This window comes from Protofrankia sp. BMG5.30 (genome assembly GCF_001983005.1).
Lineage (GTDB): Bacteria > Actinomycetota > Actinomycetes > Frankiales > Frankiaceae > Protofrankia > Protofrankia coriariae.
Genome location: NZ_MOME01000009.1, coordinates 114,295 through 121,877 on the forward strand (window position 1 = coordinate 114,295; position 7,583 = coordinate 121,877).

Genomic DNA, 7,583 nt, shown 5'->3' on the forward strand with positions numbered 1-7,583 from the left:
CGCGGGCGTCGTGGACGGCGGCTGGAAGCAGACCCAGGGGCCCGGAAGCTGATCCGGGGGCACGGCATGACCGCATCCGGGGCGGGAGCATGCGTGGTGTCGGCCACTGTCTCGATAGCCTCGTTGCCGTGGCAACGGTCGATCTTCCGCAGGAGTCCGCTGTCAGGCTCGACGATGGCCTGACCGCCGCGGATGTGGCCGCGCGCATCGCGGCGGGCAGCACCAACGACGTTCCGGTTCGGGCGAGCCGTTCGGTCGCCGAGATCGTCCGGGCCAACGTCCTGACCCGGTTCAACGCGATCATCGGTGCGCTCTTCGCCGTCATCGTGGTGATCGGGCCGGTCGTTCCCGACGGCCTGTTCGGGCTGATCATCGTGGTCAACACCGCGATCGGCATCGTCCAGGAGGTGCGGGCCAAACGCACCCTGGAACGGCTCGCGATCATCGGTGAGGCCCGGCCCCGGGTCCGCCGGGACGGCCGGGCGGTCGAGATCTCCGCCAGCGAGGTCGTGCTCGACGACGTCATCGAGCTCGGGCCCGGCGACCGGGTCGTCGTCGACGGGGTGGTGCTGGCCGCGGACGGGCTGGAGATCGACGAGTCGCTGCTCAGCGGTGAGGCCGACCCGGTGGACAAGAGCCCCGGGGATCCCGTCATGTCCGGCAGCTTCGCGGTGGCCGGGACCGGGGTGTTCCGTGCGACCAAGGTCGGTCGGGAGGCCTATGCCGCCCGGCTGGCGGAGGAGGCCAGCCGGTTCACGCTCGTGCGTTCGGAGCTGCGTGGCGGCATCGACCGGATCCTGACGTTCGTCACCTTTCTGATCATTCCCGCCGGYGCGTTGACGATCTTCAGTCAGTTCCGGCTCGACGACGCCGACCCGGACGACGCGGTGCGCGGGATGGTGGCCGCRCTCGTCCCCATGGTCCCCGAAGGGCTCATCCTGCTCACCAGCGTCGCGTTCGCGATCGGTGTCATCCGGCTGGGGCGCCGCAAGTGCCTGGTRCAGGAGCTGCCCGCCATCGAGGGACTGGCCAGGGTCAGCGTCGTGTGCGCGGACAAGACCGGCACCCTCACCGACAACCGCATGCGGCTGACCGAGGTGCGTCTGCTGCGCGCGTCCATCGGGACGGGCCCGGCCGGCGGCGCCGATGACGCTGACGGGCAGCCCGCCCCGGACGGCTCCGCTCGGCCTGATGTGATCATCCGTCCCGCCGACGCCGACGCCGACGCCGACGCCGACGCCGACGGGACGGCGGGAACCGGCGGGTCTGCCGGAGATGGCTGGGCGGCCGGAGATGGCTGGGCGGCCGGAGATGGCTGGGCGGCCGGCGAGGTGCGCGAGGTCGGCGAGGCGCTGCGGGCGTTGGCCGCAGCCGACCCGCGTCCCAACGCGAGCCTGGCAGCGGTCGCCGAGGCGTTCCCGAGCGGCCCGGACACCTGGGCCGCGACGGCGACCGCGGCGTTCTCCTCAGCCCGGAAGTGGAGCGGGGCGAGCTTCGGCCGGCACGGGCACTGGGTGCTCGGCGCGCCCGACGTCCTGCTGCCACCCGGGCACTCCGCGCTCACCGAGGCCGACCGGCTGGCCTCCCGGGGGCTGCGGGTGCTGTTGCTCGGCCGGGCCGGCATCCTGGTGGACGCGCCGGGCGCACCCGGCGCGGTGGTACCGGTGGCGCTGCTCGTCATCGAGCAGAAGATCCGCGACGATGCCTCCGACACCCTGCGCTACTTCGCCGCGGAGAACGTCGAGCTGAAGATCATATCCGGGGACAGTGCGGTGTCCGTCGCGGCGGTCGCCAGCACGCTCGGGATCGCCGGCGCCGACCAGCCCGTGGACGCCCGGACGCTGCCCGACGACACCGCTGCGCTGTCCGAGCGGATGGCGGCGGCGTCGATCTTCGGCCGGGTGGCGCCGGACCAGAAACGCGCCATGGTCAGGGCTCTGCAGGCCGACGGCCACACCGTGGCCATGACCGGCGACGGGGTCAACGACGTGCTCGCGCTCAAGGACGCCGACATCGGCGTGGCCATGGGCTCGGGCAGTCCCGCGGCCCGGGCGGTCGCGCAGATCGTCCTGCTGGACAACACCTTCGCCGCTCTCCCGCACGTCGTGGCCGAGGGGCGGCGGGTGATAGGCAACATCGAGCGGGTGTCCGTCCTGTTCCTGACCAAGACGGTCTATTCGGTGCTGCTGGCCATCCTGATCGGGGCAGCGCAGCTGAGGTTCCCGTTCCTGCCCCGGCACGTGACGCTCATCGGCTGGTTCACCATCGGCGTCCCGGCGTTCTTCCTGGCGCTCGCGCCCAACACCGAGCGGGCCCGGGCCGGGTTCGTGCCGAGGGTCATGCGCCGGGCGGTACCGGCGGGTGTCGTGGTGGCGGTGGCGAGTTTCGTGACCTACCTGCTCGTCCGCTCCGGTGGCGAGGGCACGTCCGAGCAGGACAGCACCGCTGTCGTGATCACACTTGTCATGATCGCCACATGGGTGCTGGCGGTGGTGGCGCGGCCGTACGCCTGGTGGAAGATCGTGTTGCTGGCCGCCATGGTCGGTGGTTTTCTGCTGTGCCTGCTGCTGCCGGTGGGGCAGCGCGTCTTCGAGTTCGACACGTCGGACACTGGCGTCGTCGCGGTGGCGGCCGCCTGCGGCGCGGTCGGCATGGCCCTGGTGGAGCTCGCCTGGCGGCTGGTGGGGCACTTCTGGCCCGTAAGCGCCGAGGACCCCGTCCACGACCGCCCGGCCAGGGCCTGATCACCGGATCCGGCCCGGCCGGAGCTGGTTGCCGGGGGCCTGTGCGGGCTCGGGATGGAATCGGGCCGGGGTTGGGTGTGTTTGCGTGGACTGTCGGCCGGCCCTGGCGGGTGATGTGATCAACCACGCACGTGTGGTGCGGGAAAAGGCGGCGGTCTCTCCGTCGGGTGTCGGCCGGCGCTGGTTCGATAGTCGGGGTGGTGGGGGGTTGCGTGTGGGGTGGTGCCCCGTCCCGGAAGGAGTCGGCAGTGGTCCTGTCCCGCCGGGTCGATGCTGGCGCCGACTGTTTCGACCCCCGCGACTCCGGGCTCGTCCACGACCCGTACCCCGTCTTCGCCGAGCTGCGGGCGGCCGGCCGCCCGCTGTGGAGCGAGCAGCTCGGGATGTGGCTGGCCGCCAGGTACCGCGACGCCGACGCGGTGGTGCGCCATCGCGCGCTGGGCAGGATCCACCCGCCGCGACAGCCCGAGGACCTGTGGGCGCTGTTCAACCAGCTTGAGCGCGACTCGGTCCTCGGCTGCGAGCCGCCCAAGCACACCCGGCTGCGAGGCCTGCTCGGCAAGGCGTTCGTCCGCAGCAACATCGAGCGGCTGCGCCCGCACATCGAGGAGCTGTGCGGGGGCCTCCTCGACGGGCTGGAGGAAAGGGCCCGCGACGGCGAGCCGTTCGACCTGATCGCCGACTACGCCGAACCGCTGCCAGTGATGATCATAGCGGAGCTCCTCGGTATCCCAGACGGCGACCGGCACCTGCTGCGCCCCTGGTCGGCGGCCATGATGAAGATGAACGAGTACGGGCGGACGCCCGCCGCGGAGGCCGCCGCCCGCGCCGCCGCGGCCGAGTTCGACGCCTTCGTCCGGAAGCTCGCGGCACGGCGCCGGCATGCCCCCCAGGACGATCTGATCACCCATCTGGTCCAGGCGGAGCAGGACGGTGACCAGCTCAGCGAGGACGAGCTGGTCGCCACGGTGGTGGTGCTGCTCAACGCCGGGCACGAGGCCAGCGTCAACTGCCTCGGCAACGGGATGGTCGTCCTGCTGAACCATCCCGACCAGCAGCGGCGGCTGGCCGACCATCCGGTGGGGCTCGCCGCCACCGCGACCGAGGAGTTCCTGCGTTTCGACTCGCCGCTGCACCTGTTCGAACGGACCGCGATGGCGGACGTCGAGATCGGCGGGGTCGTCGTCCGGGCGGGGGAACGGATCGCCGCCCTGCTCGGCTCGGCCAACCGGGACGGCGAGGTGTTCGAGCGGGCCGACGAGTTCGACATCGGCCGGGAGCCGAACCCGCACATCGCCTTCGGCGGTGGGGTCCATTTCTGCGTGGGCGCGCCGCTGGCCCGGGTGGAGGTGGCGATCGCTGTACGTTGCCTGATCGAACGCTTTCCGCTGCTGCGGCCGGCCGGCACGCCGGTACGGCGTCCGGCATTCGTCCAACGCGGCTGGACCCGCGTGCCGGTGGCCATCTGACGGCGCGGCGGTTTCCGTGAACCGTCGCGGGTGGGCGCGGCATGCGAGCAGGTGTATGCCGCGCCCAGGATCTCACACCGGATGGCCGCCCGCGAGCTGGCTGAGGAAAGCGGTGTTGTCGTAGAAGTGCTCGACCTCGACCAGCCTGAGGTCGTCCGCGCAGCGCGCCACGGTGACACCGAAGAGCTCGATACGCTCACCGGTCGGGGACGCTCCCTTGTACGGCCCGCTGAAGGTGCCCCAGTGCCGCCATTTGAACGCGATCACAGGCGGTGGCGAGTAGACGTCCAGGACCTCCCAGAAAAAGCCGCCCGGGAATGCTCTGTGGAACACGTCGTGAGAGGACTCGAATGTTTCGTCGTCCGCCGAGTAGTAGGGGTTCTCGCCGATGAGGATGTTGTAGCTGCCCTTTTCGGCGAGGTCGGCGGCGGTGGCCGCCGGGCCGCCGTTCGTCCGGACCCGCAGCTGCTCGGTCACCATGCTGACCCACTGGGCCGGATCCTTTTTGTGCGAGAGCTCCATCTCGAACACCTGGACCACTTTCTCGACGATGTCGGCGAGCGAGCCCTCGGCGTGCTGACGGGTGCGTTCCCCGGGCATTGTCTCCCTGGAGTGGCGGTAGTCCGGTGGCGCTCCGTCGCGCCATCGGACGCCGGCGGAGCCGGCAATGACGGCGTCCCGGCCCTGAACGTGCAGCGGCTGGCTCTCGGCGGTTCTGTCGCTCACCGCTATCCTCCTGTTCCTGCCGTCTGGTCAAGGTCCTCGGGGATTTCTGTCCCGGGTCTGCTGCGTTGTTTCTGTCGGTCCGTACCGGTGCCGGGTTGCGGGTTGAAAATATCTCTCCGGTGATTCGCACAGACGGTTCGTGTCGGATTCGGAGGTCTCGGAAAAATACAAGGAACAGTGTAGTGCGTACAGTCTGGCCGGCCTGGGATGTTCGTGGGAACGCCGGACTTTCTGCCGTTTTCCGAGGCCCTTTGGCACGTTGTTCCGTAGTCCTTTGGYGCGTCGTGACGGTGGCCCCGTCGGGCCCATCGCGGGCGACGGGCTGGCAGCTCGCCCGGGAGCCCCTGCGAAACGCCATGGCCGGCGGCATCTCGCCGCCCCGCCGCGGGCGACCGGGGTTGTTCCGCAGGTCGATGGTCGCTCTATGTATGCGCTCGGAAGCTAAGAGTGCGGAATCTGGAGGTGAATCCTCGCTGTGCGCAGGTGCGCGGCCCGCGCGTGACAGGCACGCCGGGATGCCATCTGGCAGATCAGGCTTGACGGCGGGGTTGGGTGCTGCTTCTCTCAGACTGTTCGAGTCGGTGGAAGCCGGTGTGAATCCGGCACGGTCGCGCCACTGTCACCGGAGCTGCCCCAGAGGCGGCACCGGAAGTCAGACCCATCGCTGGGACGAGTCCTGCCCGAGTGGAACGCGTGATTCCTGTGGAGGTCCCGCCATGGCACATCCGAGCGTCCTGGACGCCCCCGTCGCCCCGGCGCCGTTGCCGACGATCCCGCTGAGTGAACTGGCCCCGTTCGCGCTCTTCGGGTCGCTCCTGGCGCTGGTCCTGCTCTACTTCGTCGGCGCGGAGCAGGGCGCGGTGTCGCTCGTGGCCGGCAGCAACGTCCACGAGTTCGTACACGACGCGCGTCACCTGCTCGGCTTCCCCTGCCACTGAGCGGGGGCGCGACATGGTTCGCACGCTGCTGATCCGCGGGATGCTGGTCGGCGTGGTCGCCGCTGTCCTGGCCTTCGTCGTCGCGAAGGTCTTCGGGGAGAGCGAGGTCGGCCTCGCGATCGCGTTCGAGTCGGCGCACGAGGCACCCGGGGCCGTCGCCGAGCCGGAGGTGGTGTCCCGCACGGTGCAGAGCACCATCGGCCTGTTCACCGGGCTGCTGGCGTTCGGAGTCGCCGTCGGCGGGCTGTTCTCCCTCGTCTACGCCGTCGCGCAGGGCCGGCTGGGGGCGCTGCGCGCCCGCACGACCGCGGGGCTGGTGGCCCTCGCCGGTTTCGCGGGGATGTACCTGCTGCCCAACCTGAAGTACCCGGCCAACCCGCCGGCGGTCGGCAACCCGGACACGATCGGTGAGCGCACCAGCCTGTACTTCGCCGCGATGCTGATCTCACTGGCCGTGGTCGTCGGCGGTTTCGTGGCCGCCCGGCGGCTCGCCCCCCGGTTCGGCTCGTGGGACGCGGCGCTGCTGGCGCTGGTCGGTGCTCTGGTCGTCATCGGCCTCGCCTACTACGCCCTGCCGGCGGCGGACGAGACACCGGAGGGCTTCCCGGCGGACGTGCTGTGGCGGTTCCGGGTCGATTCCCTGGCGATCCAGGCGACACTGTGGGCCACCGTCGGGCTGCTCTTCGGCGCCCTGACGGAACGCGCCAACCGTCCCGCACCGGTCCGGACACCGGGTGCCGCGCCGGCGCCGGTGCCGGCGCTGGCGGCGGGGGAGGCCCCCACGGCCTCGGGCGGATCACCGGTCGCCACCGGGGCGTGAGCGCGGGCGGACCGCTGCGGCTGACCCTGGTCAGCCACGCCCGGACCGCCGCCGTGCGAGCGGCGCGCTTCGGCGTCGACGACGACACCATCGACGACGCCGAAGCCCGTCGGGCCGCCGCCGTGGCCACATCGCACATGACGCACACGTCGGGTACATCGCGCACCCCCTCCGGACGGGCGCTGCGCGGTGGGCGGGCCTGGTGCGACCGCTCCCTGCGCACCCGTCAGRCAGCTCAGGCGCTGGGCCTGTCGGCCACGCCCGATCCCGCCCTGCGCGACCTCGACGTCGGCGCCTGGGCGGGCCGCTCGCTCGACGAGATCAGCCCCGCGGACCTGCGGCTGTGGACCGAGGACCCGGTCGCGGCACCGCACGGCGGCGAATCCGTCGTGGACCTRCTCGACCGCGTCGCGGCATGGCTGGCCGCCCGTGCCACCGACCCGGAGAACGTGATCGCCGTGACCCACCCGGCGGTCGTCCGGGCCGTGCTGGTCACGGCGCTGCGATCGCCACCGGAGGTGTTCTGGCGCGTCGACGTCCCACCACTGTCCGCGACCCTCCTGCACGGCCGCCTGCCAGCCACCCCCACCCCACCCGGGCACGCGGGCGGCAAAGCTGGCACGGGAAGCATGCTGTGGACCCTGCGACATGCCTGCCTACCGCTGTGAAACCCAGCAACCCGGAAGCCGGCCGACGCCCACGACGGGGAGTGTCTCGTGATCAGTGTTTCCGGCGGATTTGATCAGTAGGTCTCAGCGGACGGCCAGYGGTCACTAAACGTGATTGYCATCGCGTCGATCACGGGTTTCCACCGGACAGCCCACCGGGCGCGGCCGGTCCCGGTCGGATCCAGGCTGCGGGTCACAAGATACAGGCATTTCAACGC

6 protein-coding genes, 1 pseudogene and 1 riboswitch are annotated in these 7,583 nt (G+C 71.1%); of the genes and pseudogenes, 5 read left to right on the forward strand and 2 right to left on the reverse strand.

Annotated elements, in window-relative coordinates; genetic code table 11:
- Positions 1-89 precede the first annotated feature (89 nt).
- Both BL254_RS05395 and BL254_RS05400 read left to right on the forward strand, forming a co-directional pair.
- The gene (locus tag BL254_RS05395) at positions 90-2,744 is read left to right on the forward strand and encodes an HAD-IC family P-type ATPase (RefSeq protein ID WP_076842691.1); all 2,655 of its coding nucleotides are present in this window, start codon (positions 90-92) and stop codon (positions 2,742-2,744) included.
- A gap of 248 nt (positions 2,745-2,992) precedes the next feature.
- On the forward strand, positions 2,993-4,213 hold the full coding sequence (locus tag BL254_RS05400; protein WP_086055297.1) for a cytochrome P450: 1,221 nt from the start codon (positions 2,993-2,995) through the stop codon (positions 4,211-4,213).
- A gap of 72 nt (positions 4,214-4,285) precedes the next feature.
- Here BL254_RS05400 and BL254_RS05405 read toward each other — a convergent pair whose 3' ends face one another.
- Complete coding sequence (locus BL254_RS05405) at positions 4,286-4,939, reverse strand: ester cyclase (protein WP_047222259.1); 654 nt, start codon at positions 4,937-4,939, stop codon at positions 4,286-4,288.
- 583 nt (positions 4,940-5,522) lie between these two features.
- Positions 5,523-5,597: riboswitch (cobalamin riboswitch) on the forward strand.
- A 58-nt stretch (positions 5,598-5,655) separates the two neighbouring features.
- Between BL254_RS05405 and BL254_RS05410 the strand changes: the two genes are divergently transcribed.
- The 3 genes from BL254_RS05410 to BL254_RS05420 are packed head-to-tail and all read left to right on the forward strand — an operon-like array spanning position 5,656 to position 7,365.
- Positions 5,656-5,877: a CbtB-domain containing protein gene (locus tag BL254_RS05410; protein ID WP_047222260.1), complete on the forward strand. Its 222-nt coding sequence runs from the start codon at positions 5,656-5,658 to the stop codon at positions 5,875-5,877.
- A gap of 13 nt (positions 5,878-5,890) precedes the next feature.
- The gene (locus tag BL254_RS05415; protein ID WP_047222261.1) at positions 5,891-6,697 is read left to right on the forward strand and encodes a CbtA family protein; all 807 of its coding nucleotides are present in this window, start codon (positions 5,891-5,893) and stop codon (positions 6,695-6,697) included.
- Complete coding sequence (locus BL254_RS05420) at positions 6,694-7,365, forward strand: histidine phosphatase family protein (protein ID WP_076842692.1); 672 nt, start codon at positions 6,694-6,696, stop codon at positions 7,363-7,365. The genes BL254_RS05415 and BL254_RS05420 overlap by 4 nt, the downstream gene beginning before the upstream one ends.
- Positions 7,366-7,439: 74 nt before the next feature.
- Here BL254_RS05420 and BL254_RS27585 read toward each other — a convergent pair.
- Positions 7,440-7,583 (reverse strand): annotated as a pseudogene (locus BL254_RS27585) (IS256 family transposase); the annotation flags it as partial.

Bases quoted from the DNA above. Each gene is read 5' to 3' on its own strand.
- BL254_RS05410 (WP_047222260.1), top strand. From the start codon at position 5,656: ATGGCACATCCGAGCGTCCTGGACGCCCCCGTCGCCCCGGCGCCGTTG.
- BL254_RS05415 (WP_047222261.1), top strand. From the start codon at position 5,891: ATGGTTCGCACGCTGCTGATCCGCGGGATGCTGGTCGGCGTGGTCGCC.